At 59.9% G+C, this 21,230-nt stretch carries 23 protein-coding genes and 2 tRNA genes; 10 read left to right on the forward strand and 15 right to left on the reverse strand.

The genetic code is table 11. The features are described from left to right. The first annotated feature begins 69 nt into the window (after positions 1-69). The gene (locus J2T47_RS07800) at positions 70-546 is read left to right on the forward strand and encodes an RcnB family protein (protein WP_253444321.1); all 477 of its coding nucleotides are present in this window, start codon (positions 70-72) and stop codon (positions 544-546) included. A 6-nt stretch (positions 547-552) separates the two neighbouring features. Here the strand turns inward: J2T47_RS07800 and J2T47_RS07805 are convergent, their stop codons facing one another. Next, positions 553-996, reverse strand: coding sequence for a hypothetical protein (locus J2T47_RS07805; RefSeq protein ID WP_253444324.1), 444 nt, complete (start codon positions 994-996; stop codon positions 553-555). 125 nt (positions 997-1,121) lie between these two features. On the opposite strand from J2T47_RS07805, the gene J2T47_RS07810 reads away from it, so the two are divergent. The 5 genes from J2T47_RS07810 to J2T47_RS07830 all read left to right on the forward strand — a co-directional run bounded on the left by J2T47_RS07810 (position 1,122) and on the right by J2T47_RS07830 (position 6,298). Further along, complete coding sequence (locus J2T47_RS07810; protein WP_253444327.1) at positions 1,122-1,604, forward strand: GreA/GreB family elongation factor; 483 nt, start codon at positions 1,122-1,124, stop codon at positions 1,602-1,604. A 142-nt stretch (positions 1,605-1,746) separates the two neighbouring features. Next, the gene (locus tag J2T47_RS07815) at positions 1,747-2,094 is read left to right on the forward strand and encodes a carboxymuconolactone decarboxylase family protein (protein WP_017522075.1); all 348 of its coding nucleotides are present in this window, start codon (positions 1,747-1,749) and stop codon (positions 2,092-2,094) included. A 100-nt stretch (positions 2,095-2,194) separates the two neighbouring features. Continuing rightward, positions 2,195-2,563, forward strand: a complete 369-nt coding sequence (locus tag J2T47_RS07820; RefSeq protein WP_253444331.1) for a hypothetical protein — start codon at positions 2,195-2,197, stop codon at positions 2,561-2,563. A gap of 696 nt (positions 2,564-3,259) precedes the next feature. Beyond that, positions 3,260-3,508, forward strand: coding sequence for a hypothetical protein (locus J2T47_RS07825; RefSeq protein WP_253444334.1), 249 nt, complete (start codon positions 3,260-3,262; stop codon positions 3,506-3,508). Positions 3,509-4,555: 1,047 nt separating this feature from the next. Next, positions 4,556-6,298 carry a DGQHR domain-containing protein gene (locus J2T47_RS07830; protein WP_253444336.1) on the forward strand — a complete coding sequence of 581 codons (1,743 nt, stop codon included), beginning with the start codon at positions 4,556-4,558 and terminating at the stop codon, positions 6,296-6,298. A 33-nt stretch (positions 6,299-6,331) separates the two neighbouring features. Here the strand turns inward: J2T47_RS07830 and J2T47_RS07835 are convergent, their stop codons facing one another. Next, positions 6,332-7,249, reverse strand: a complete 918-nt coding sequence (locus J2T47_RS07835; RefSeq protein WP_253444339.1) for a DNA-methyltransferase — start codon at positions 7,247-7,249, stop codon at positions 6,332-6,334. A gap of 309 nt (positions 7,250-7,558) precedes the next feature. Between J2T47_RS07835 and J2T47_RS07840 the strand changes: the two genes are divergently transcribed. Further along, complete coding sequence (locus tag J2T47_RS07840) at positions 7,559-8,557, forward strand: phage integrase (protein WP_253444342.1); 999 nt, start codon at positions 7,559-7,561, stop codon at positions 8,555-8,557. Here J2T47_RS07840 and J2T47_RS07845 read toward each other — a convergent pair. The 6 genes from J2T47_RS07845 to dapA all read right to left on the reverse strand — a co-directional run bounded on the left by J2T47_RS07845 (position 8,537) and on the right by dapA (position 13,088). Then, a complete protein-coding gene (locus tag J2T47_RS07845; protein ID WP_253444345.1) occupies positions 8,537-9,217 on the reverse strand; it encodes a PIN domain-containing protein in 681 nt (226 codons plus the stop codon). The two genes, J2T47_RS07840 and J2T47_RS07845, sit on opposite strands and share 21 nt — an antisense overlap. A 167-nt stretch (positions 9,218-9,384) precedes the next feature. Next, positions 9,385-9,474, reverse strand: a tRNA-Ser gene (locus J2T47_RS07850). 94 nt (positions 9,475-9,568) lie between these two features. Beyond that, the gene (gene purC, locus J2T47_RS07855; protein ID WP_045210340.1) at positions 9,569-10,279 is read right to left on the reverse strand and encodes a phosphoribosylaminoimidazolesuccinocarboxamide synthase; all 711 of its coding nucleotides are present in this window, start codon (positions 10,277-10,279) and stop codon (positions 9,569-9,571) included. 29 nt (positions 10,280-10,308) lie between these two features. Beyond that, positions 10,309-11,067, reverse strand: coding sequence for an MBL fold metallo-hydrolase (locus tag J2T47_RS07860; RefSeq protein ID WP_253444349.1), 759 nt, complete (start codon positions 11,065-11,067; stop codon positions 10,309-10,311). Further along, positions 11,006-12,196: an outer membrane protein assembly factor BamC gene (bamC, locus tag J2T47_RS07865; protein ID WP_253444352.1), complete on the reverse strand. Its 1,191-nt coding sequence runs from the start codon at positions 12,194-12,196 to the stop codon at positions 11,006-11,008. The genes J2T47_RS07860 and bamC overlap by 62 nt, the downstream gene beginning before the upstream one ends. A gap of 13 nt (positions 12,197-12,209) precedes the next feature. Continuing rightward, positions 12,210-13,088: a 4-hydroxy-tetrahydrodipicolinate synthase gene (gene dapA, locus J2T47_RS07870; protein WP_253444355.1), complete on the reverse strand. Its 879-nt coding sequence runs from the start codon at positions 13,086-13,088 to the stop codon at positions 12,210-12,212. Between the two features lie 171 nt (positions 13,089-13,259). Between dapA and J2T47_RS07875 the strand changes: the two genes are divergently transcribed. After that, entirely contained in the window at positions 13,260-13,817 is a 558-nt protein-coding gene (locus tag J2T47_RS07875) for a glycine cleavage system protein R (RefSeq protein ID WP_253444358.1), read from the forward strand. Positions 13,818-13,842: 25 nt separating this feature from the next. After that, on the forward strand, positions 13,843-14,313 hold the full coding sequence (locus J2T47_RS07880) for a peroxiredoxin (RefSeq protein ID WP_253444361.1): 471 nt from the start codon (positions 13,843-13,845) through the stop codon (positions 14,311-14,313). A 50-nt stretch (positions 14,314-14,363) separates the two neighbouring features. On the opposite strand, the gene J2T47_RS07885 is transcribed toward J2T47_RS07880, so the two are convergent. Together J2T47_RS07885 and J2T47_RS07890 are read right to left on the reverse strand one after the other, a co-directional pair. Continuing rightward, positions 14,364-15,443 (reverse strand): AI-2E family transporter, encoded by a 1,080-nt coding sequence (locus J2T47_RS07885; protein WP_253444364.1) that lies wholly within the window; start codon positions 15,441-15,443, stop codon positions 14,364-14,366. Between the two features lie 54 nt (positions 15,444-15,497). After that, the gene (locus J2T47_RS07890) at positions 15,498-15,749 is read right to left on the reverse strand and encodes a sulfurtransferase TusA family protein (RefSeq protein WP_253444367.1); all 252 of its coding nucleotides are present in this window, start codon (positions 15,747-15,749) and stop codon (positions 15,498-15,500) included. A gap of 226 nt (positions 15,750-15,975) precedes the next feature. Between J2T47_RS07890 and J2T47_RS07895 the strand changes: the two genes are divergently transcribed. After that, the gene (locus J2T47_RS07895) at positions 15,976-17,412 is read left to right on the forward strand and encodes a M48 family metalloprotease (RefSeq protein ID WP_253444371.1); all 1,437 of its coding nucleotides are present in this window, start codon (positions 15,976-15,978) and stop codon (positions 17,410-17,412) included. 62 nt (positions 17,413-17,474) lie between these two features. On the opposite strand, the gene nadA is transcribed toward J2T47_RS07895, so the two are convergent. The 5 genes from nadA to ybgF all read right to left on the reverse strand — a co-directional run bounded on the left by nadA (position 17,475) and on the right by ybgF (position 21,228). Beyond that, positions 17,475-18,533: a quinolinate synthase NadA gene (gene nadA / locus J2T47_RS07900; RefSeq protein ID WP_253444374.1), complete on the reverse strand. Its 1,059-nt coding sequence runs from the start codon at positions 18,531-18,533 to the stop codon at positions 17,475-17,477. Between the two features lie 157 nt (positions 18,534-18,690). Further along, positions 18,691-18,766: transfer RNA gene (locus J2T47_RS07905), tRNA-Lys, on the reverse strand. Between the two features lie 59 nt (positions 18,767-18,825). Beyond that, positions 18,826-19,500 (reverse strand): 7-cyano-7-deazaguanine synthase QueC, encoded by a 675-nt coding sequence (queC, locus tag J2T47_RS07910; RefSeq protein WP_253445108.1) that lies wholly within the window; start codon positions 19,498-19,500, stop codon positions 18,826-18,828. Positions 19,501-19,537: 37 nt separating this feature from the next. After that, on the reverse strand, positions 19,538-20,185 hold the full coding sequence (queE, locus tag J2T47_RS07915; protein ID WP_253444377.1) for a 7-carboxy-7-deazaguanine synthase QueE: 648 nt from the start codon (positions 20,183-20,185) through the stop codon (positions 19,538-19,540). 200 nt (positions 20,186-20,385) lie between these two features. Further along, positions 20,386-21,228, reverse strand: a complete 843-nt coding sequence (ybgF, locus tag J2T47_RS07920; protein WP_253444380.1) for a tol-pal system protein YbgF — start codon at positions 21,226-21,228, stop codon at positions 20,386-20,388. Positions 21,229-21,230 lie beyond the last annotated feature (2 nt).

The raw sequence follows: 21,230 nt of genomic DNA on the forward strand, positions 1-21,230 counted from the left end.
GCACCCGGATCGTCCGGGCAATGAAAGTGGAATTACGCACCGCTCTGCCGGTTGCGCCAGGAGAACACCATGAAGAAGTCCGTCGCCCTGCTCTGTGCCGCCCTGGTTCTTGGCAGCCCACTGGCCAGTTTCGCCCAGCCCGGCCCCGGACCGGACTACAGCCAGGGGAATGGGCCGAACAATGGCCAGAACCGGCAGGACAATCACGGGCCGCAACAGCAGCAGCGGCAGCAGCCCCAGCAACAACCGCAGCGAGCGCCCCAGGGGCATTACGACCAGCACGCCCACTCCGGCCAGAGCAACGCTCACGCCTACCGCAACCCGGACTTCCACCCGCAGGCCGGCATGCCGGTGCCCCATCGCGACTGGCGCCGCGGCGTGGTCGTGGAGCCGAACTATCGCGGCGACCGCTACTGGGTCACCGACTGGCACGCCCGCCACCTGTACGCACCGCCGCGCGACCATCGCTGGCTGTACGTCAACGGCGACTACATCCTGGTCGCCATCGCCAGCGGCGTGATCGTCAACATCCTCAGCGGTTACTGATGCACCTCAGGCGCTGGCGCTGACCATCGAACCAGCGCCGCTGCCACCGGCCTTGCGGATCGCCTCGGCCAATGCCGCAGCGGTCTGCTGCATGGCGGCGCTGGTGCTGGCTATGCGGCTCTGCAGCGCCATGAGCGCGGCGGTCCGCTCGGCTTCCGAGGAGTAATGGCGCTGCTGTGCCTCGGCCAGTTCGCGCTGCTCCTGCTGCAACTGTTTCTGCAATTCCTTCAGGCGCTTCTGCAGTTGCTCGACTGCCACGCTGGAACTTCCGCTGCTGCCAGAACCCTTGCTGCTCTTGCCGCTGGCTGCAGCCCCACCGGCTTGCAGCCGTGGGCTTTCGGCGTTGCTGCCGGTGCTGTCGCCGGCGTTGCCAGCCGATGCGCCGGCATCGCTTGCCACACGCAGCTGGGTCGCGAAAGTCTGGAGAGCGGGAGTGATGGAAAGGCTCATGCCGGATGTCCTTTGTTCCGGGAATTCAGCCTGTCTATCGGCCAGCGCAGGAAAATCTTGAAAGCGCCTTCGCAGGTCTGCGCAAAGGCCCTAGGATAGGCGCCTTCATTTCCAGCCCTGTCACCATGGACAAGAAACACGCCTACCAGCTCATCCTCGCCCGCCTGGCCGAAGACCTGGACGTCGCCGTGCGCGCCGCACGGACGGCCCACGAGACCGCGACCCACGAGGAAAACATTGCCGAGAACAAGTACGACACTCTTGGCCTGGAAGCGGCCTACCTTGCTGCCGGCCAGTCCCGTCGTGTCGAGGAGATCCGCCAGGCCCTGTCTCTGTTCGAGAGTCTGCAACTGCGCGACTTCGACGAAGAGCTGGGCATCCAGCCCAGCGCCCTGGTGCAACTGGTCAACGAGCAGGACCAGCAACGCTGGGTTTTCATCGGCCCCGACGGCGCCGGCCTGAAGGTGCAGTACGAAGGCGCCGAGATCCTCGTCATCACCACCCGCGCACCACTGGGCAATGCCCTGCTCCATCGCCACCCTGGCGACGAGGTCGAAGTGGGTACCGGCAGCGCCCGCCAGCGCTACGAAATCCTCGACGCCTGTTGATGCGTCACCCGCGCGGATGACCAGCGACAGTCGAGCGCATCGATGAAAAATCTGAGCGGAACAGACAATACCCGGCACGCCGGCTGACGCAGACTAAGCTTCAAGGCCACACCCAACCCTCCCGGCCTCAAGGAGAAGCATCATGCTGTTCAACTGGTCCGAGTACGTCCCCGCCGTGAAGAAAGCCTTCGGTGCGCTGGGCAAGAAACACCCGAAGATGATTGCTGCCTACCAGGCCCTGGAAGCTGCCGCTGCTGACGGCGACGCCCTGGACGCCAAGACTCGCGAACTGATTGCCATCGCCGTGGCCATCACCACCCGCTGCGACGGCTGCATCGGCGTCCATGCCGAAGCCGCGCGCAAGGCCGGCGCCACCGAAGCCGAGATCGCCCAGACCCTGGCCACCGCCATTTCCCTCAACGCCGGCGCCGCCTACATATACTCCCTGCGCGCCCTCGAAGCCTACGAGTCGGCCGCCGCGCCGAAATGAGCCCCTGCCCGCGACGCCCCTCAGGTGTCGCGGGCCCGCCCCTTTCCCTCCGCGGCACGATGGGTTATCAGTGGCGCTTCCCCGATCAAAGTCCGCGCCCATGCCACAGCCCACTCTCGGTTTCTGGAAACTCACTTTCGCCATCGCTGCTGGCATCTGGCTCGGCTGCCTGGCCGCCGGCGCCACCGCCTGGCTAATCTGGCCCGACTTACCGCCAGCCGTCGCTACACGTCTTGCCTCCCCATCCGCACCAACGCCCATTACACCCCCATCGCCGCGCAGCAACGAAGAAATGTTCCAGCAATACCTCCAGCGCCAGCAGGCCACGCAGGAGCAGCAGAATCGCCAGATCGAGAAGTCGGAGCAGGAAAAGCGCTTCAACAGCGCACCGTGCCAGTTCTGGCGACAGCAGTACCAGGCGAATCCCACGCAGGGGAATCGAGAGAAGATGGATGGGTATTGCGGCTGAGGGCACGCAGGGCGGGGAATTCAGGACGCAGAAAGCACAAGGTCTTTGAAGAGCTGATGACTTCAGGGCTTCAGCCATTGCAAGGATGGCTGAGAGATAGCGATCTGAAGCATGTGACGCCCACCTGAGTTCCCGGTAGACCCCGTAGCGCCAGGGTCCTTGATGAGGAAACGCCGGAAAAATCGATGTGGCGGGATGCGATCCGACACAAGCGCTGCCTGTGGCCGGCTGCACGATGGTGTGAGCGGAATGAGAAGGCGTCGATGTAGAGCAAAGCCGGCAAGAGCGCGATGCTGGGGATCACGGGCATCCGATCGATCTGGAAGCCGCCAGCGGGTGAGCCGGTCGCAGCGTGCGCTTTGCTGAGCAAGGGGGCCGACGAGCTTGTCGCCGCCATTCACAAGCGGATAGCGGGGATTCTGTCACCGGGCGAACGGTCGCCGGGCTAGCACCGGAGACTTCGAGCTGGCCTCCGACACTTTCGCTCTGGCTCGCCACACCCCTGGGACCTACCGCAATTCACCGGATGTCGGGAACACAAGGAACCAGGGTGCGCAGTCCATCTCCCTTCTGGGGGCTCAAGGAACTGGATGAAACAACAGTGACATCATTTGGACATCATCTCGTACAATGCTTAACGATACGCCAAGCGTCAATCTCGCAGCTTGGCGTCTGTTTTACTAAGTGGTGCCAAGGATGAAAATCGAGAGTCAGCTGGGAATGTTGTCGATGGATCCGCTACCGACGGAAGCAGATTTACAGGCGATAAACATCATTATTTCTGGACTGCTTGAGCAGATCATGGAAGTGCAAGGGAATCTCAACCTCGACACTGCCGAGTTAAGTTCGCTTGTGCGGATGAATAATGGAGAGGCCACTTCAGCGCCGGCGCCAAATCCAGTGCTGATCGCCAAGTTCTTCAGTAATGCCCGGCGCATCGGCTGACCAATCCGCGCGCTAGTTGCCGCTGAAAGCGTTACCAATCAGGCGAGCGCTCGTCTTGCGCCCTGATCAATGGGCCAGTCCCGATACGGCACGCCGTAGCTCCCCTGCCGGGGGATAGCCACAACCCGCGCACGCCGTATCGCCGACATCCGAACGCTGATCGCCGGACGAGATGACCAGCGCCTCGGCCACGGCGCCGATAGATGCCTCGGCGTCACTCTCGTCGCTCGCAGCCCAGCGACAGATCGTTCCGTGCCCGGTATCGATACCGGGCACGGGACACCGAGAACTCCGTCTTTGCCGCCCTGACCAGCAAGCTTGTCCAGTGGACGGATGCCACTTACCGGGGAGTCGAAGCGGGAGAAGCGCAGTGCCGCGACGTCACTCGCCCTACCACGTTTGCCTCGCCAGTCATTGCCCGTGTTGCAGTCGATGCTTCCGGGATTATGCGAACGCCGCATTTCGCCGGACAGAGAAACGTCTGATGGCGACCTAAATGGCTTGCGAGACAGCAGGGAGATAAAGGAACGAATGCATCCCCTTCAGAGCGAGCTGAAGACAGACAGTTTAAAAAATCGCGCGCTGAAGCTGCTTTCAATAGCGAGCATCAAGGATCTAGCAGAATCTGGCGATACGAGCTACATGCGATGGCAGAACATCAAGCGTGGAAGAGCACGTCTAGCCGCAGACGAAATTGAAGTACTAGCCAGAATTTATCCTCAATACCGCTGGTGGCTAATTAGCGGAGAAGTGATGCCTGAGAAGGGCCAGTCTCACCCTCATTATGATCAGGTCTGAGGATGCCGCAGTGGCTAGCCAAGCAATAGCACTGACATGCAGCTCCTAGCATCCAAGGGAGGCAAGGGAGGCAAGGGAGGCAAGGTCAGTGAAGGGAGTGGCCGGTGAGGATTGGCACTTTACTCCCCAAGCCTGTCAGGGTAGCTCCACTTACATTTTCAAACCAAATAATGGCACAATCGCATCAATGGCTAACTCAGCCACCCTTTAGCTAACGAACCAATCGCTAGACGCGAGTAAGGACGCACAATGAGCCTGGTCAAAAAGCCACGGAAGCCACGGAAGAAAATGAGCCCGGAAGAGAAGGCCGAGGCGAGAAGAAAAAGAGAAGAAAAAAAATTCAGGCTCAGCATTAAAGACATTTTCTTAAAATCCGGGTTTAAGTACATAAAATCCGAAAGCAAAGAGTTCACGCTAAGCACTACTTCTGGCAACAGAACTACGGAGCTAGATGGCGTATTCGTCTACGAAAATATCGTAATACTAGTCGAAGACACCTGCACTGCGTCACCAAACAAACATCTCGCATCGAAACAAGTATTCTTCGGCCTTGCCCTACAGAATCAAGAAGCATTAATAAACTGCTTGGCAGACAATCTTTCTGATTTCAAAGCACATTTCGATGCAAACCAATTCACCGCAAAAGATTACGTAACAAGAATCACCTATTTTAGCATGCACTCTGTAGATTCAGAGCATGTGGAAAATGCTGTGAGAGCAGGGGTATACGTAATAGAAAAAGCAATCACAAATTATTTCTCAGCTTTAGTTAAGACTGTTGCTGAATCTGCAATCTACGAAATATTTCAGTACCTACAAATTAATTTTTCAGATATTGGCGAATCAAAGATATCCGGCGGAAACCAAAAGAACGTAAAATTCTACAAGGGATTTCTCCTACCGGAAAACAATAGTAGCTACCCTGACGGATACAAAGTAATTTCATTTTACGCAGACCCAGACTCGCTTCTCAAAAAGAGTTTTGTCTTGAGAAAGAACAGCTGGCAGAATCCAAACTTCTCTTACCAAAGAGTACTTGACATCAAGAAGATAAAATTGATGAGAAAGTATCTTTGCGACAGCAAGAGAGTCTACGTAAACAACATTATCGCCACCCTTCCGCCATCAACAAAAATCCACGACGAACAAACTTCAAACCAATTAACTGCTGCCGAATTAGAAATTGTAAAACCTATTCAAATATCACTTCCCGATGAGTACAACGTAGTTGGCCTAATTGATGGACAACACCGAGTATTCTCTTATCACAAGGGAAGCGATACATTTGAGAAAGAAATTCTCAAGCTCAGAAAAAAACAAAATCTATTAGTAACAGGCATTATTTATCCAGAAGGCACCACGGACGATGCCAGGGTCCAGTTTGAGGCAAAACTTTTTTTAGAGATTAACGATAGGCAAACGAAAGTCAAGTCTGCCTTAACGCAAGAAATTGAGCTTATAGTTAACCCGTACTCCGCAACAGCAATCGCAAAAGCTATCGTTATAAAGCTTGCAAGATCGGGCGCATTGAAAGACAAACTTGAAGAGCATGTTTTCGATGATGCAAAGAAGCTGAAAATCGCGTCAATCATCAGCTACGGACTGAAGCCGTTAATCAAAAAAGATGGAGAAGACTCTCTATTTACAGCCTGGGACGAGCCCCAAAAGAAAGACTTAATACTACTTCAGAAAGACCGAAGCGCACTGGAAGAGTATATTGAATTCTGCTTCAAAGAAGTCAACACCATACTTAATGCTGTTAAAATATCAGCACCAGACAAGTGGAAAATTGGCGACGAAGAAAAACTATTGACGCCGACTTCCATAAACGGCTTCATACGGTGCTTGCGATTTATAATTGAGAACGGTGAAACCAGGACACTGGAAAACTACAAAAGCAAGCTTAGCAGAATAAGAGAATTTGACTTCAAGCCCTACAAATCTAGCCACTGGAACAACCTTGGAACAGACTTATACAATAAGTACTTCTAAACAAAAAAGGCACTCCTAGAGTGCCTTTTTAATTTATTCCGCAAAAACAAAATGAGAGGGTCTCTGCGCAACTGCCTCTGTTGGTTTAGGCAGACGCACCGGTATATCTTCGCGAACCTTCGCCCGCCCCTCTAACGCCGCCGTAATTCTATCTTCAGCAAAGGAAAGATAGCTTTCATCCATATCAAATCCGACAAAATTCCTGCCTTCCAAAACCGCGGCAACGCCAGTTGATCCTGAGCCAGCGAAAGGATCCAATATCCAACTATCTTTAGGGCTTAGGGCTTTAATCAAACGACGAACCAGTGCCGTAGGGTACTGGCAAGGATGCGCTGTTTTTTCTGGATGCTTTGATTTAACATTGGGAATATCCCAAACATCAAACTCTTTCTCTATTTCCCAAAGATCACTTGGATTTTTGCCTAGTGGATTTCCACTATGCTCGCCCTTCTTCTCACCCTTGTAGTGGCGCTTTCCAGGATAGAGCTGAGGAACTCGCACGTCATCCAAGTTAAACTGGTAGTTCTCACCCTTGGTATACCAGAGGATCGTTTCATGACGACCACTGAAGCGCTTTTGGCAGTTTGCGCCATGCCTGAACGTCCAAATAATTCGATTTCTTAGAATCAGCTCCGACATCTTCGACATCGCTTGATGCACTAAAAAATCCAGCGGCACTAAGGCACCATCCTTCACATGGTACCCAACCTGCCAACATAAACTACCGCCTGGCTTTAGCTTTTTTAGAAGCTTCGGAAGCAAATCTTCGTGAAGTTTCAAAAACTCATTTGCACACTTAGAAGTATCATATTCCTTACCAATAAAATAAGGCGGAGAAGTCACCACTAAAGAAAACTTCTCATCTTCATATTGATCGATAAGATCAAGGCAACTCCCATGAAAAAGGGCTGCCTGAGGCTTGGTCTTCTCAACATCAACCATGCTATTCATATGGACACTTCCTAACGAATTTTCAACGCTTTCCGCTGCAGGTTGCGCAACAAGGCAAAGCTCACGATGTTCGTGGTCCAACGCCAATCCAAGTATTTTTTTTCGGGCCATTCCAAGCCTTTAATTCTCAGCTGTCTCGGCAGAGATCACGTGACCAGTATGAGCAAAACGGCCTTGCGGATCCAGCAGCCTACAACCTATCTGATCAGAAAATTTTCCGCAAAGTGCTGCAGCGTGCGGTGCTCGTGGACCTCCCCCTTTACACCACCCGCCTTTGCCGTAGAAATGCCCCTGAAAAGGAGACTGGGCATGAGCATCAAGGCAACGGGTAATGGTACATGGCTTGTGGACGTCGAGCCTACAAAAGGCCGGCGTTTCCGTCGTATTTTTCAGACGAAGGCAGAAGCTCAGCGCTTCGAAGCCCTGATGCGTCAGCGCCTGGCGCAGAACCCCGAATGGAATCCTCAGCCCAAGGATCGCCGGCGACTGTCCGAACTGGTCGAGCGCTGGAGTGTTCTGCATGGTCATGCGCTGAGCGACGGCGAGAATCGCACACGGCTGTTACTGCAGCTGGCCGAGGACCTGGGCGACCCGGTAGCACTGCAGTTGACGGGCAACCAGTACACGGAGTATCGGGCGCAGCAACTTGCCTCAGGGGCGCATGGCAAGACGTTGAACAACCGCCTGGGCTATCTGCGGGCGGTGTACAACGAGCTGCACCAGTTGGGCGAGATCGCCTATGCGAATCCGCTGCAGCGGGTGAAGTTGCTCAAGCTCCAGGAGCGGGAGTTGACCTGGTTGGCTGAGGAACAGATCAGCACGCTGTTTGAGGCCATCAGGAAGCGCTGTAAGACGCCGCACGTGGAAATGGTGGCAAGGGTTTGCCTCGCAACGGGAGCACGCTGGGGAGAGGCTGAGGGGCTTGTTCCTGGACGTGTACGAGGCGGATGCGTGACGTTCGTGAACACGAAGTCGAAGCGTGCTCGGTCAGTGCCCATCGATAGCGTCCTCGAGGACGCCCTGCAGGATCACTTCGCACGGCACGGCGCTTTCTCTAACTGCCGCAATAGCTTCGATCAGACCATCAAGACCTGTATCGCCCTCCCCGCTGGCCAGGCATCCCACGTGCTGCGCCACACCTTCGCGTCGCACTTCATGATGAATGGCGGGAACATCCTGACGCTGCAGAAGATCCTGGGGCATACGTCGCTGGCGATGACGATGCGCTATGCACACCTGTCGCCGGATCACCTGCAGGATGCTGTGCGATTCAATCCGCTGAGAACGCTAGACACGCTCTGGCAGTGAATAGGTAACCTTCAGCCCTTTCACCTTTACGAAACCTTGCTTGCACAGGGCTTGGTAGACGCGTTCAGCCTCGGATGCTGGGACGCCCTTACCGAGAGTTGCCCGTATGGTGCTGATCAAGGTTTTGGTCGAGGCCGGCTTTGATGCTTTGCGGCGCACCAGGTCGAGCATGGCTGTCTTCAGATGCTCGTCGTTCGCCGGGATGGCCTTTACCGGTTGCTTCTTGGCCGGCATTGCGGCTTTTGCACTCGCAGCACTGGCGACCAGGGTGGCCTGCAGGGCGGGAAGCTCCTTGAAGCACGGCATGGCTTCGATGCTTTCGGAGCGGGTAGCGAGGATGCCTTTGCTTTCCAGGTGCTTGAGCAAGGGATCAAAGCCCTTGTCTGCCGAAATCACGTGGAAAGAGGCCGTCGGGTCTTCCAGGGCAAAGCGCCCCAGATAGTAGGCAATGTGGAAGTCGAGTGCGTTGGGGCCTGCGGCGTCGATCCGGATGTAGTCGGCGCGCTCCCCCATTCGCTGAATTCCGATGACCAGGTCAGTCGATAACTTGGAGTTGTTCGGCCCCAGGAAGACCCGCAAGCGAAAGTGCGCTTCCTGCAGCAGATCGAGCGATCTGACGGGAATGCTTTCGTAATCGATCAAAACGTAGTGAGTGCGCATCCGTTGCTGCTCAGGCTGTCCATGCTCGTGGCATTTTGCTGCAGGCGCTGAGGGAACGGAAGCAGGCTTGCGTCGAGGGCTTCGACACTTTTTCGACACTGGCACTGGCGCAGAAAAGACAAAGCCCCTGAAACTCCAGGAATTTCAGGGGCTTCGGCCATATGTAATGGCGGAGAGATAGGGATTTGAACCCTAGGAACTGTTGCCAGTTCAACGGATTTCGAATCCGTCCCGTTCGGCCACTCCGGCATCTCTCCGTGCGGCGCGCATGATACCAGCCTGAAGCCTGAAGGCGAAGCCCTTATTCAGATTTTTTCGCGTGGTATCAGACGCTTGCGTGAGCTGGTCGGATCAGAGCGGTACGCCGAGGCGGTGGGCCACTTCTTCGTAGGCCTCGATGACGTCGCCCAGACCCTGGCGGAAGCGGTCCTTGTCCATCTTCTTGCGGGTCTCCTTGTCCCACAGACGGCAGCCGTCCGGGCTGAACTCGTCGCCGAGGACGATCTTGCCGTGGAACAGGCCGAACTCGAGCTTGAAGTCCACCAGCAGCAGGCCGGCGTCATCGAACAGCTTGTTCAGCACTTCGTTGACCTTGAAGGAGTAGGCCTTCATTTCGGCCAGTTGCTCCAGGGTCGCCCAGCCGAAGGCCTGGACGTGGGATTCGTTGATGAACGGGTCGCCCAGGGCATCGTTCTTCAGGAACAGTTCGAAGGTCGGCGGAGTGAGCTGCAGGCCCTCCTCAACGCCCAGACGGCGCACCAGGCTACCGGCGGCGTAGTTACGCACGACGCACTCGACCGGAATCATGGCGAGCTTCTTGACCAGCACTTCGTTGTCCGACAGCAGGGCGTCGAACTGGGTCGGGATGCCGGCGGCTTCGAGCTTCTGCATGATGAAGGCGTTGAACTTGTTGTTCACCATGCCCTTGCGATCGAGCTGCTCGATGCGCTTGCCGTCGAACGCCGAGGTGTCGTTGCGGAACAGCAGGACGAGGCGGTCGGCGTCATCGGTGGTGTAAACCGACTTGGCCTTGCCGCGATAGAGTTCTTCGCGTTTTTCCATGATGGGCTCCGCTTGCTTAGGGGGTGGGCTCAGGCGATGGTGCGCCAGTCGAGTCCAGAATGCTGATCGGCTACCTGCAGCCAGTCCGGGTCGCACCCGAGGGTGTCGACGAAGCTTTGCCGGGCCAGTTGCGGCGAGTTGTTCTTTTCGCTGAGATGCGCCAGCACCAGGTGCTGCAGGCTTTCCCAGCCCAGCTGGGCCACGAGTTCGGCGGCCTGCCGGTTGTTCAAATGTCCCCACTGGCCGCCTACACGGACCTTGAGTGGGTAGGGATACGGACCGCGGGCCAGCAAGTCGGTATCGTGATTCGCCTCGATGATCAACGCATCGAGGCCACGATAGCATTCCAGCACCTGCGCCGTGGCAGCCCCCAGATCGGTGAGCTGGCCAAAGCGCTTCCGGCCATCGGAAAACACGTACTGCAGGGGCTCCCGCGCATCGTGGGAGACGCTCACCGCAGTGACTTCCAGGTCTTTCAGTACCAGGCGATCGCCGCATTTGAGCAGCCCCGCCGGTGTCACCGGCTTGCGCATTCCCTGCAGGGTGCCGGCGCTGAGGTATACGGGTATTCGATGGTGCCGGGCCAGCAGTTCGACGCCGTTGATGTGATCGGAGTGCTCGTGCGTGACCAGCACCGCGTCCAGCTGCCCGGGCTCTACGCCCAGGCGTGCCAGACGGCGGATGGTTTCACGCAGCGGGAAGCCGCAATCGATCAGTATCCGGGTGTCAGAACTGCTCACCAAGGCCGAATTGCCCCGGCTTCCGCTCCCCAGGACCGCGAAGTGCATTCCGCATACTCTCCTGGAGTTTTTCCAACACGCCCTGCGCCACGTCAGCCGGTGCGGAAGTGTTGATGTCTTTGTCGACGGTGATCTGGACGGTGTTGCTCACGCTGGTCAGGCGAACCTGGTAGCGCTGGGCCTTGGCGTCCTCTTCTTCCTTGGTCTTCTCGCCACCGCCGAACAGGCGGCTGAAGAAGCCAGGCTTGTCTTCGTCCTTCTTCTTCGCGCCTTCGGCGATGTTGACGTAGTACACGCCCAGGCTGCGGTTGAGGTCGTCGACACGGATGTCGGCGCGATCCAGCGCACGGCCGACGCTGACCCAGGCACGGTCGAAGTCGGAGTCGACAGTCAGCACCGGGTTGCCGCTGCCGTCCTTGTTGAGCTGGACGGCGCCGGGGGTGTCGTAGTCCGAGTGCGCGGCGAGCAGAGAAACGGAGCCGCCCTTCTCGGCGCTGGTGGCCATGCTGGCGATCATTTCATCGAGCAGCGCAGCGTCCAGGCTCGGCACGGCCGGCTTGGTCGGCCAATCGCCACTGGCGGTGCTGCCGGCCGGACGGGTTTCGCTCAGCACGTAGACCTCACTGGTGTTGGTCTGCACGCCCGGTTCGATGCGTACGCGAACGCGCGCTTCGCTGTCAGGCTCGACACCCGATACGCGGCTGCTCAGGCGGCGCGCCAGGGGCGCGGAGAGCTGCGACAGCGGCTGCCAGTTAGTGCTGAACTCGCCAGTCTGCGGACGCTCGTTGGTGATCGAGAAGCCGTTGTCCTGGAAGAACTGGTGGGCGACCGGCCAGACTTCGGCCGGCGGGCGCTGAGCAACCAGCCAGCGCGCATCGCCGCTCTTCTGCAGGCTGAAGTCGCTGACTTCGCCGGCGCCGGACAGCGGCTGCGGACGCGGCACTTCGAACTCGCCTTCCTTCTCGGTGCTGGTGGCGACGTTCATCGGGATCGGCAGCAGCGGATCGAGCTGCTTGCTCTGCATGCCTTCGGGCACCTTCATCGGTGCGGTTTCGCGGGCGTTGAGGTAATCGTCGCCACGGTCACGGAAATAGCCTTCCGGGCCCCACAGCCAGCCGCAGCCGGAGGTGTTGCCGATAACCAGGGCGAGCGCAGTCAGTCCTGCCAGTCGCTTCATGCGAAGGAGCTCCTTAAGCCAGGACGCCGGTCTGGCGCATGGCCTGACGCAGCGGTTCGTGGCAGCGCGGGCTGAGCCAGGTCAGAGGCAGGCGGATGCCCTCTGGAATCAGCCCCATTTCGTGCAGGGCGAACTTGACCGGGATGGGGTTGGATTCGATGAACAGCGACTTGTGCAGCGGCATCAGGCGATCGTTGATGGCGCGGGCAGCAGCGGCATCGCCACGCATGGCGGCAGCGCAGAGGTCGCTCATGGCGCGCGGGGCGACATTGGCGGTCACCGAGATGTTGCCCTTGCCGCCCATCAGCATCAGCTCGACGGCGGTGGCGTCGTCACCGGAGTAGACGAGGAAATCCTTGCCGACGCGGTCCAGTACTTCCTTGCCGCGCTGCAGGTCGCCGGTGGCTTCCTTGATACCGACGATGTTCGGCACCTTGGACAGGCGCTCGACGGTCTCCGGCAGCATGTCGCAGGCGGTGCGGCCCGGCACGTTGTAGAGGATCTGCGGGATGGCCACGGCTTCGGCGATGTGGCGGAAGTGCTGGTACAGGCCTTCCTGGGTCGGCTTGTTGTAGTACGGGGTCACCAGCAGGCAGGCGTCGGCGCCGCCTAACTTGGCAGCCTCGGTCAGCACGACGGCCTCACGGGTGGAGTTGGCGCCGGTGCCGGCGATGACCGGGATACGGCCGTTGACCTGGTCGACGACGCGACGGATGACGTCCAGGTGTTCATTCACGTCCAGAGTGGCCGATTCACCTGTGGTGCCGACCGCTACGATGGCATTGGTGCCTTCCTGCAGGTGGAAGTCCACCAGCTTGGCGAGGCTGTCCCAATCCAGTCGACCCTGAGCATCGAAGGGGGTGACCAGCGCCACCATACTGCCCGCAATCATGCAACCGCTCCTGCCGGAAAAAGAAAGCCGTAATGGTACTGTCGCCACCGGCCACGCACAAGGTGACGCAGCGACCCGCGAGCGGCCAGACATTCCCCTCATCGGCGCTTTTCGCTACCCTTTCCCCTTTGTCGATGCGGCCCGCTTGGCCGCCACTCCCAGGAAAGCTGCATGTCCACCTCTCACCCTCGTGAACAATTCCTTCTGATCAGTGCTCTGGGCCCCAACCCGATGGAGTTGACCAGCGTGCTGTGCCGCACCTGCGTCGACAACCGCTGCTCGGTGGTCAGCAGCCGCCTGACCCGTCACGGCGAGTTCAGCGCGCTGATCCTGCAGATCTCCGGCAGCTGGGATGCCCTGGCCCGCCTGGAGGGCGGCCTGCCGCCCCTGGCCAAGCGCCACGGCTTCACCCTCAGCGTCACCCGCAGCAATGTCCACGTCACCCGCGCCCAGGCCCTGCCCTACGTGGCTTATGTGAGCGCCGTCTATCGTCCGGACATCCTCAATGAGCTGTGCCAGTTCTTCATCGATCACAACATCGAGCTGGAGAACCTCACCTGCGACACCTACCAGGCGCCGCACACCAACACCAGCATGCTCAACGCCACCCTCACCGTGACGCTGCCGGCCGGCACCCAGATCAGCTGGCTGCGCGATCAGTTCCTCGACTTCGCCGATGCGCTGAACCTCGACGCACTGATCGAACCCTGGCGTCCGCAGCATCCGTAAGGATGCGCTCAAGGAGAAAATCCCCATGGCAGTCGAACTGAACAAGCCCGTCGCCGATTTCCAGGCCCCGGCCACCAGCGGCGTCGAATTCCGCCTGTCCGAGCTCAAGGGCAAGCAGGTCGTCCTGTACTTCTATCCCAAGGACAGCACCCCGGGCTGCACCACCGAAGGCCAGGGCTTCCGTGACCGGATCGAGGACTTCGCCAAGGCCAACACCCTGGTGTTCGGCGTCTCCCGCGATGGCATCAAGTCCCACGAGAACTTCAAGGCCAAGCAGTGCTTCCCCTTCGAGCTGATCAGCGACAAGGACGAAGCCGTCTGCCAGCTGTTCGACGTGATTAAGCTGAAGAAGCTCTACGGCAAGGAATACATGGGGGTCGACCGCAGCACCTTCCTGATCGACGCCAAGGGCGTGCTGCGCCAGGAATGGCGCGGCGTGAAAGTGCCCGGACATGTCGACGCCGTGCTCGCCGCTGCTCAGGAACTGAACGGCTGAGCCGCACCGCCGCCCAATGAAAAAGGCCGCTGATCAGCGGCCTTTTTCTTTTACATCATCGGACTGACCTGCGGCTCCGCCGCTGGCTGGCGCGGCCAGGCATCCAGCACGGCCTTGACCAGGGTCGCCAGCGGGATGGCGAAGAATACACCCCAGAAGCCCCACAACCCGCCAAACAGCAGCACCGCACAGATGATCGCCACCGGGTGCAGGTTCACCGCCTCGGAGAACAGCAGCGGCACCAGCACGTTGCCGTCCAACGCCTGGATGATCGCGTGGGCAGCCATCAAGTAGATGAACTGGTCGCTCCAGCCCCACTGGAACAGCGCGATCATCGCCACCGGCACGGTGACCACCACGGCGCCGATGTAAGGCACGACCACCGACAGGCCGACCAGCAGGGCCAGCAACGCCGCATAGTTCAGCCCCAGCACCGCGAAGGCGATGTAGGTCGCCACGCCAGTGATGAAGATCTCGATGACCTTGCCGCGGATGTAATTGGCAATCTGCTGGTTCATCTCGTTCCACACCTGCTTCATCAGCCCGCGCTCGCGCGGCAGGTAGCGGCGGAACCAGTGGTAGAAGCGGCGACGATCCTTGAGGAAGAAGAACACCAGAATCGGCACCAGCACCAGGTAGATCATGATGTTGACCACCACCGGCAGCCCCGACAGAGAGAAGGTCAGCGCCCACTGGCCGAGCTGGCCCAACTCGTTGCGCGCCGCTTCGACGGTGTGCAGCACCTGCTCCTCGGTAACCATGTCCGGGTAGCGCTCGGGCAGCATCAGCAGCGTCGCCTGCCACTCGCCGAGCATGCCCGGCAGCTCGTTGAACAGGGTGAACAGCTGCTTCCACAGCAGCGGCACCAGAACCAGCAGGAACACTGCCAGCAGGCCCAGGAAGAGCGAATACACCAGCCACACCGCGAACAGATGAGGCACGCGCAGGCGCTCCAGCACACCGACCATGCCCTGGATCAGGAAGGCAATGACCATCGCCGCCAGCACTGGCGCGAGCATCCCGCCGAAGGCAAGGATGACGGTGAGGCCCAACCCGAGAATGACCGCCAGCACTATCGCCTCCTCGTCGGAGAAATAGCGCTGCATCCAGTCCTGCAAAACCTTGAGCATCAGTGAAACCTGCAAAACGAAAGGGGTAACGTCGCGGTGACCCGCGATCAGGGGCTACTTCTTGCGCAGCCAGTAGCGATAGACGCCAGCTTCGACCTCTTCATGCAGCAGCGAGTGCCCGGCAAGATCGGCGAAAACCCGGAAGTCACGCTGGGAGCCAGCATCGGTGGCGATCACCTTGAGCACCGCACCACTGGGCAGACGGTTCAGCTCGAGCTTGGCCTTGAGCAGCGGCAACGGACAATTGAGACCGCTGGCGTCCAGCTCCGCGTCACAGACGGGGACGGACGGCGTGAAATCGGACATCGAAACGAACTCCGGTCAGGGCGCCCAAGAATACCGAAAGCGTTGGAAAAGTAACCAGGCCCGGCAAAGACGCCGTTCATTAATCAAGCCGTCAGCCTCGGGGGCTAAAAGGACCGGGAAGCGGAAATACCCGTTTCGAATTGCGCCGCACTTCCGCCCTGCAAACTAGGCATAGGCGTCAGCGTGCGGCTAAAGTAGAGCCTTTCTCGGAACGAGCCTCGTGTACATGAAAGTACTCCGCCCTGCCCTGCTGTCGCTCGCCATCGCCTTCGCCATGCCGGTCCTGGCGGACGACCTGCCTTCCCTGGGAGACGCCAGCTCGTCCATCGTCTCCCCGGAGCAGGAATTCCAGCTCGGCCGCGCCTGGCTGAGCATGCTGCGCAATCAGGTCGACACGCTCAACGATCCGCAACTCAAGGACTATGTCGAGTCCAGCGTCTACCGCCTGGCCGAGTCCAGCGAACTACAGGACCACCGCCTGGCGTTCATCCTGATCCGCGACAAGCAGATCAACGCCTTCGCGGCACCTGGCGGCGTGGTCGGCGTCAACGGCGGTCTGTTCATCTATGCCCAGACCGAAGGCGAGTACATCGCAGTACTGGCACACGAACTCGGCCACTTGAGCCAGCGTCACTTTGCCCGCGGCATCGAAGCACAACAGCGCATGCAGGTACCGGTGATGGCCGCCATGCTGGCCGGCATCATCGCCGCCGCCGCTGGCGCCGGTGACGCAGGGATTGCCGCCATCGCCGGCACCCAGGCCGCCGCGATCCAGAACCAGCTGCGCTTCTCCCGGCAGAACGAGCAGGAAGCCGACCGCGTCGGCGTCGCCACCATGGTCCGCGCCGGCTATGACCCGCGCTCCATGCCCAACATGTTCGAGCGCCTGGCGCGCCAGTACCGCTACGAGGGCAAGCCGCCGGAATTCCTGCTGACTCACCCGGTCACCGAATCGCGCATCGCCGACACCCGCAACCGCGCCGAGCAGTACCCCAAGGGCGGCAAGGAAGACTCGCTGCGCTACGAACTGATGCGCGCCCGCGTCCAGCAGATGTTCGAGGACACCCCGGGGATGGCCAGCAAGCAGTTCCGCGCACAGCTCGACGAAGACCCGAAGAACGACGCCGCGCGCTACGGCCTTGCGCTGTCGCAGACCAAGATCGGCCAGCTCAACGAAGCCCGCAGCAACCTCCAGCAACTGCTGGCCAAGGCGCCCAACGACATCAGCTACAACCTGGCGATGGCCGACGTGGACATCACCGCCAACAAGCTGCCCGATGCCCAGGCGCGCGTGCAGAAGATGCTCGGTCAGTACCCGGACAGCTACCCGCTGATCCAGGCCAACGCCGACCTGATGATGAAGACCAATCGCGCGGCCGATGCCGAAAAGACCCTGTTCAAGCTCTCCCAGCGCCGCCCGCTGGACCCGGACGTGTGGAACCGCCTGGCCGACGCCTGCACCCTGAGCGGCAACGCCATTGGCGTGTACCAGGCCCGCGCCGAGTACTACGCGCTCACCGGCGACTACAAGCAGGCGATCGAGCAGCTGGACTTCGCCAAGCGTCGCGCCGGTGGCAACTTCACCCTGGCCGCACGCCTGGATGCCCGCCAGCAGGAGTTCCGTGACCAGGAGCGCATCCTCAAGGAAATGATGGGCCGCTGAGCCCCTCTCCCACCCACAAAAAAGCCCGGCATCTGCCGGGCTTTTTCATTCACGCATGCTGATCAGGCATTGCCCGCCAGCTTGAGCTTCGCCGCCTGGGTGAAGTCGAGCATGCGCTTGAGCGGCTTGATCGCCTTCGGAATCAGCGCCGGGTCGACGAAGATTTCGCCCGAGCCCTCCTTCAGGCAGGCCAGGGTGCGCTCCAGGGTATTCATGGCCATCCACGGGCAGTGCGCACAGCTGCGGCAAGCCGCGCCGTTGCCGGCGGTGGGCGCCTCGATGAACTCCTTGTCCGGGCACAGCTGCTGCATCTTGTAGAAGATGCCGCGGTCGGTGGCGACGATGAAACGCTTGTTCGGCATCGTCTGCGCGGCCTTGATCAGCTGGCTGGTGGAGCCTACGGCATCGGCCAGGTCCACCACCGCTTCCGGCGACTCCGGGTGCACCAGGATCGCGGCATCCGGGTAGATCGCCTTGAGGTCTTCCAGCTGCTTGGCCTTGAACTCCTCGTGGACGATGCAGGCACCATCCCAGAGCAGCATGTCGGCGCCGGTCTCGCGCTGGATATAACGGCCCAGGTGCTGGTCCGGCGCCCAGAGGATCGGCTCGCCGTTGTCCATCAGGTGCTCGACGATCTCCACGGCGCAGCTGGAGGTCACCACCCAGTCGGCGCGAGCTTTCACCGCAGCCGAAGTGTTCGCGTAGACCACCACGGTACGCTCGGGATGCTTATCGCAGAAAGCGGAGAACTCTTCCACCGGGCAACCCAGGTCCAACGAGCAGGTCGCCTCCAGGGTCGGCATCAGCACACGCTTTTCCGGGTTGAGGATCTTTGCGGTCTCGCCCATGAAGCGAACCCCGGCGACCACCACGGTCTGCGCCGAATGCTGGTTGCCGAAGCGGGCCATTTCCAGCGAATCGGAAACACAGCCACCAGTCTCCTCGGCCAGCGCCTGGATTACCGGGTCGCAGTAGTAGTGTGCGACGAGCACGGCGTTCTGCGCCTTCAGCTCGGCGGCGATGGCCGCGCGGTAGTCGGCCTCTTCCTGCGCGCTCAGCACCCGCGGCTGCTTCGCCGCCAGATGGGCCTGGACCAGCAGGCGTTCGGAAATCTGGGACATCGTGTGGAAACCTCAACAGGCACGGTCTGATTATGCCGGCGATATTACCACCCCAGTCCTTCAGACGACGCGGCGTCGGCAGCCGTACGGCGGACTTTTTCCGGCACATGGCAAAAGCCCCGTGACCTTTCGATCACGGGGCTTTTGTCTTACATGTTGGTGGGTCGTGTGGGATTCGAACCTACGACCAATTGGTTAAAAGCCAACTGCTCTACCGACTGAGCTAACGACCCAACGTGGGGCGTATAATACTGATTTCTAACGCAAAAACAACACCCCCCGATAACTTTTTTCAGAAATATCGCGTCGGGTCGGAAATTCCAGCGGCGAAAAAGCCCTCGGAACGCAGTCGGCAGCTGTCGCATTTACCGCACGCACGCCCGTCATCGTCGGCCTGATAGCAGGAAACGGTGAGGCTGTAGTCCACGCCTTGGGCGATGCCGGCCTCGATGATCTGCGCCTTGGAAAGGAATTGCAGCGGCGCCTGAATGCGGAAGCCGTCGCCCTCGACGCCAGCCTTGGTCGCGAGGTTCGCCATGCGCTCGAAGGCCTCGACGAACTCCGGGCGACAATCCGGATAGCCGGAGTAATCCACGGCATTCACACCAATGAAGATATCCCGAGCGCCCAGCACCTCCGCCCAGCCCAGGGCCAGCGAGAGGAACACGGTGTTGCGCGCCGGCACGTAGGTCACCGGGATACCTTCGCTGGGCGTCTCGGGAACATCGATGCTGCTGTCGGTCAGGGCCGAGCCGCCGATGCCGTTCAGGTTGAGGCCGATCACCTTGTGCTCGATCACACCCTGCTGGCGCGCCACGCGCTCGGCAGCCTGCAACTCGGCACGGTGACGCTGGCCGTAGTCGAAGCTCATGGTGTAGCAGGCGTAGCCTTCGGCCTTGGCCATGGCGACCACGGTCGCGGAATCCAGGCCTCCGGAGAGCAGGATTACGGCTTTCTTGTCGTTCATGGATGGTGTGATGGACATAGAAGGGTCTCCTCCGCGCTCAGTGGCCCGGCTCATCGTTCCAGAGAATCTTGTGCAGTTGCAGTTGCAGGCGCACCGGCAGGTTGTCGCTGACGATCCAGTCGGCCAGGGCGCGTGCACTCACTTCGCGGTGACTGGGCGAGAACAGGACCTCGCCAGCACGTCGCTCCAGGCCGTACTCGATCAGCTTGGAGACTGCCCAGTCATAGTCCTCGCGGGAGCAGATGACGAACTTCACCTGGTCGTTGGACGTCAGCTCGCCGATATTCTCGTAGCGGTTGCGCGCCACTTCTCCGGAACCCGGAGTCTTCAGGTCGAGGACGCGACTGACGCGGCGGTCGGTGGCGGAGATATCCAGCGCACCACTGGTTTCCAGCGAAACCTCATAGCCGGCGTCGCACAGACGTTCGAGCAGCGGGATGCAGTTGGGCTGGGCCAAGGGCTCGCCGCCGGTCACGCAGACGTAGCGCGGGCGGTACTGGGCCACCTGGTCGAGAATAGCGTCGAGGGTCTGGATTTCGCCGCCACTGAAGGCATAGGCGGTATCGCAGTAATTGCAGCGCAGGGGACAGCCGGTCAGGCGTACGAACACGGTCGGCAAGCCGGCAGTGCGCGTTTCCCCCTGCAGCGAGAAGAATATCTCGGTGATTCGCAGGGTCTGTTGCATATCAGCCACGGGCGTGACGGCTACACAGGCCATCCGCCTCCGTTGCGTTGGAGTCGTGGACGCGCTCGAAGCGCGCCCGGAATACCTCGGAGCGAAGCAGACATCAGCCGAGCTGAAACCACTGGCAGCTTTCGAGGGGCGGGAATTTTAACGAAAAAACCCGCGACTAGCGCGGGTTTTCACAAGATGGGATCGGAAGCTTACTTCAGATTCTTCAGATCACGCTGGGACAGCTGTGCGGCGGAAGTGCCCGGATACTGGGCCACAACCTGCTGCAGGATGCCACGGGCCTTGTCGTTATTGCCCAGGCGACGCTCGACGTCGGCGAGCTTGTACAGCGAATCCGGCACCTTGGCGCTGCTCGGGTACGCCTGGCTGACGCGGGCGAAGGCCTGGCCGGCGCCCTGCAGGTCGCCCTTGGCGAGGTTCACTTCACCCAGCCAGTACTGCGCGTTGCCAGCGTACTGGCTGTTCGGGTACTTGCGCAGGAAGGCGCCGAAAGCCTGACTGGCCTTGTCGAAGTCCTTGGCCTTGATCAGGTCGAAGGAGGCGTCGTAGTACAGCTTTTCTTTTGCCGGGTCACCCGGCTCGCTGCTGGCGGCGGGCTGCTGTTGCTGGGCGGCGGCTACGCCTGCTCCCGCGGCAGCTCCGGCACTGGCGCCGGCAGCGGAGGAATCCTGTTGAGCAGCAGCACCGGCCGCTCCTGCACCTGCACCGCTGGAAAGGCGGCTGTCGATGTCCTGGAAGCGTTCCTGGTTTTCCTGCTTCATCTGCTGGATCTGGTTCTGCTGCTCTTCGAGCATGCCGCGCAGACGGGACATCTCGTCCTGCATCTGCTGCAGCTGCATGAACAGCTGAGCCTGACCGGAGACGGGAGTTGTCATCCCGCCTCCGGCGTAGGCGCCATCAGCGCCTGCGGTGCCATAACCCGAGGGCGGTGTGCTGGCATAGCCACCATTACCGTCCTGTACCGGAACCGCGGCCGCCGCCATGAGGGGCAGTCCGCATACGATCAAGGTCAGAAAACGCAGGCGCATCGGCATCT

Source organism: Pseudomonas nitroreducens (assembly GCF_024170165.1).
GTDB lineage: Bacteria > Pseudomonadota > Gammaproteobacteria > Pseudomonadales > Pseudomonadaceae > Pseudomonas > Pseudomonas nitroreducens_C.

Excerpts from the sequence above, each read along its gene's own strand:
- J2T47_RS07800 (WP_253444321.1), top strand. The coding sequence starts at position 70 with ATGAAGAAGTCCGTCGCCCTGCTCTGTGCCGCCCTGGTTCTTGGCAGC.
- J2T47_RS07805 (WP_253444324.1), bottom strand. The coding sequence starts at position 996 with ATGAGCCTTTCCATCACTCCCGCTCTCCAGACTTTCGCGACCCAGCTG.
- J2T47_RS07810 (WP_253444327.1), top strand. The coding sequence starts at position 1,122 with ATGGACAAGAAACACGCCTACCAGCTCATCCTCGCCCGCCTGGCCGAA.
- J2T47_RS07815 (WP_017522075.1), top strand. The coding sequence starts at position 1,747 with ATGCTGTTCAACTGGTCCGAGTACGTCCCCGCCGTGAAGAAAGCCTTC.
- J2T47_RS07820 (WP_253444331.1), top strand. The coding sequence starts at position 2,195 with ATGCCACAGCCCACTCTCGGTTTCTGGAAACTCACTTTCGCCATCGCT.
- J2T47_RS07825 (WP_253444334.1), top strand. The coding sequence starts at position 3,260 with ATGAAAATCGAGAGTCAGCTGGGAATGTTGTCGATGGATCCGCTACCG.
- J2T47_RS07830 (WP_253444336.1), top strand. The coding sequence starts at position 4,556 with ATGAGCCTGGTCAAAAAGCCACGGAAGCCACGGAAGAAAATGAGCCCG.
- J2T47_RS07835 (WP_253444339.1), bottom strand. The coding sequence starts at position 7,249 with ATGAATAGCATGGTTGATGTTGAGAAGACCAAGCCTCAGGCAGCCCTT.
- J2T47_RS07840 (WP_253444342.1), top strand. The coding sequence starts at position 7,559 with ATGAGCATCAAGGCAACGGGTAATGGTACATGGCTTGTGGACGTCGAG.
- J2T47_RS07845 (WP_253444345.1), bottom strand. The coding sequence starts at position 9,217 with ATGCGCACTCACTACGTTTTGATCGATTACGAAAGCATTCCCGTCAGA.
- purC (WP_045210340.1), bottom strand. The coding sequence starts at position 10,279 with ATGGAAAAACGCGAAGAACTCTATCGCGGCAAGGCCAAGTCGGTTTAC.
- J2T47_RS07860 (WP_253444349.1), bottom strand. The coding sequence starts at position 11,067 with ATGCACTTCGCGGTCCTGGGGAGCGGAAGCCGGGGCAATTCGGCCTTG.
- bamC (WP_253444352.1), bottom strand. The coding sequence starts at position 12,196 with ATGAAGCGACTGGCAGGACTGACTGCGCTCGCCCTGGTTATCGGCAAC.
- dapA (WP_253444355.1), bottom strand. The coding sequence starts at position 13,088 with ATGATTGCGGGCAGTATGGTGGCGCTGGTCACCCCCTTCGATGCTCAG.
- J2T47_RS07875 (WP_253444358.1), top strand. The coding sequence starts at position 13,260 with ATGTCCACCTCTCACCCTCGTGAACAATTCCTTCTGATCAGTGCTCTG.
- J2T47_RS07880 (WP_253444361.1), top strand. The coding sequence starts at position 13,843 with ATGGCAGTCGAACTGAACAAGCCCGTCGCCGATTTCCAGGCCCCGGCC.
- J2T47_RS07885 (WP_253444364.1), bottom strand. The coding sequence starts at position 15,443 with ATGCTCAAGGTTTTGCAGGACTGGATGCAGCGCTATTTCTCCGACGAG.
- J2T47_RS07890 (WP_253444367.1), bottom strand. The coding sequence starts at position 15,749 with ATGTCCGATTTCACGCCGTCCGTCCCCGTCTGTGACGCGGAGCTGGAC.
- J2T47_RS07895 (WP_253444371.1), top strand. The coding sequence starts at position 15,976 with ATGAAAGTACTCCGCCCTGCCCTGCTGTCGCTCGCCATCGCCTTCGCC.
- nadA (WP_253444374.1), bottom strand. The coding sequence starts at position 18,533 with ATGTCCCAGATTTCCGAACGCCTGCTGGTCCAGGCCCATCTGGCGGCG.
- queC (WP_253445108.1), bottom strand. The coding sequence starts at position 19,500 with ATGAACGACAAGAAAGCCGTAATCCTGCTCTCCGGAGGCCTGGATTCC.
- queE (WP_253444377.1), bottom strand. The coding sequence starts at position 20,185 with ATGCAACAGACCCTGCGAATCACCGAGATATTCTTCTCGCTGCAGGGG.
- ybgF (WP_253444380.1), bottom strand. The coding sequence starts at position 21,228 with ATGCCGATGCGCCTGCGTTTTCTGACCTTGATCGTATGCGGACTGCCC.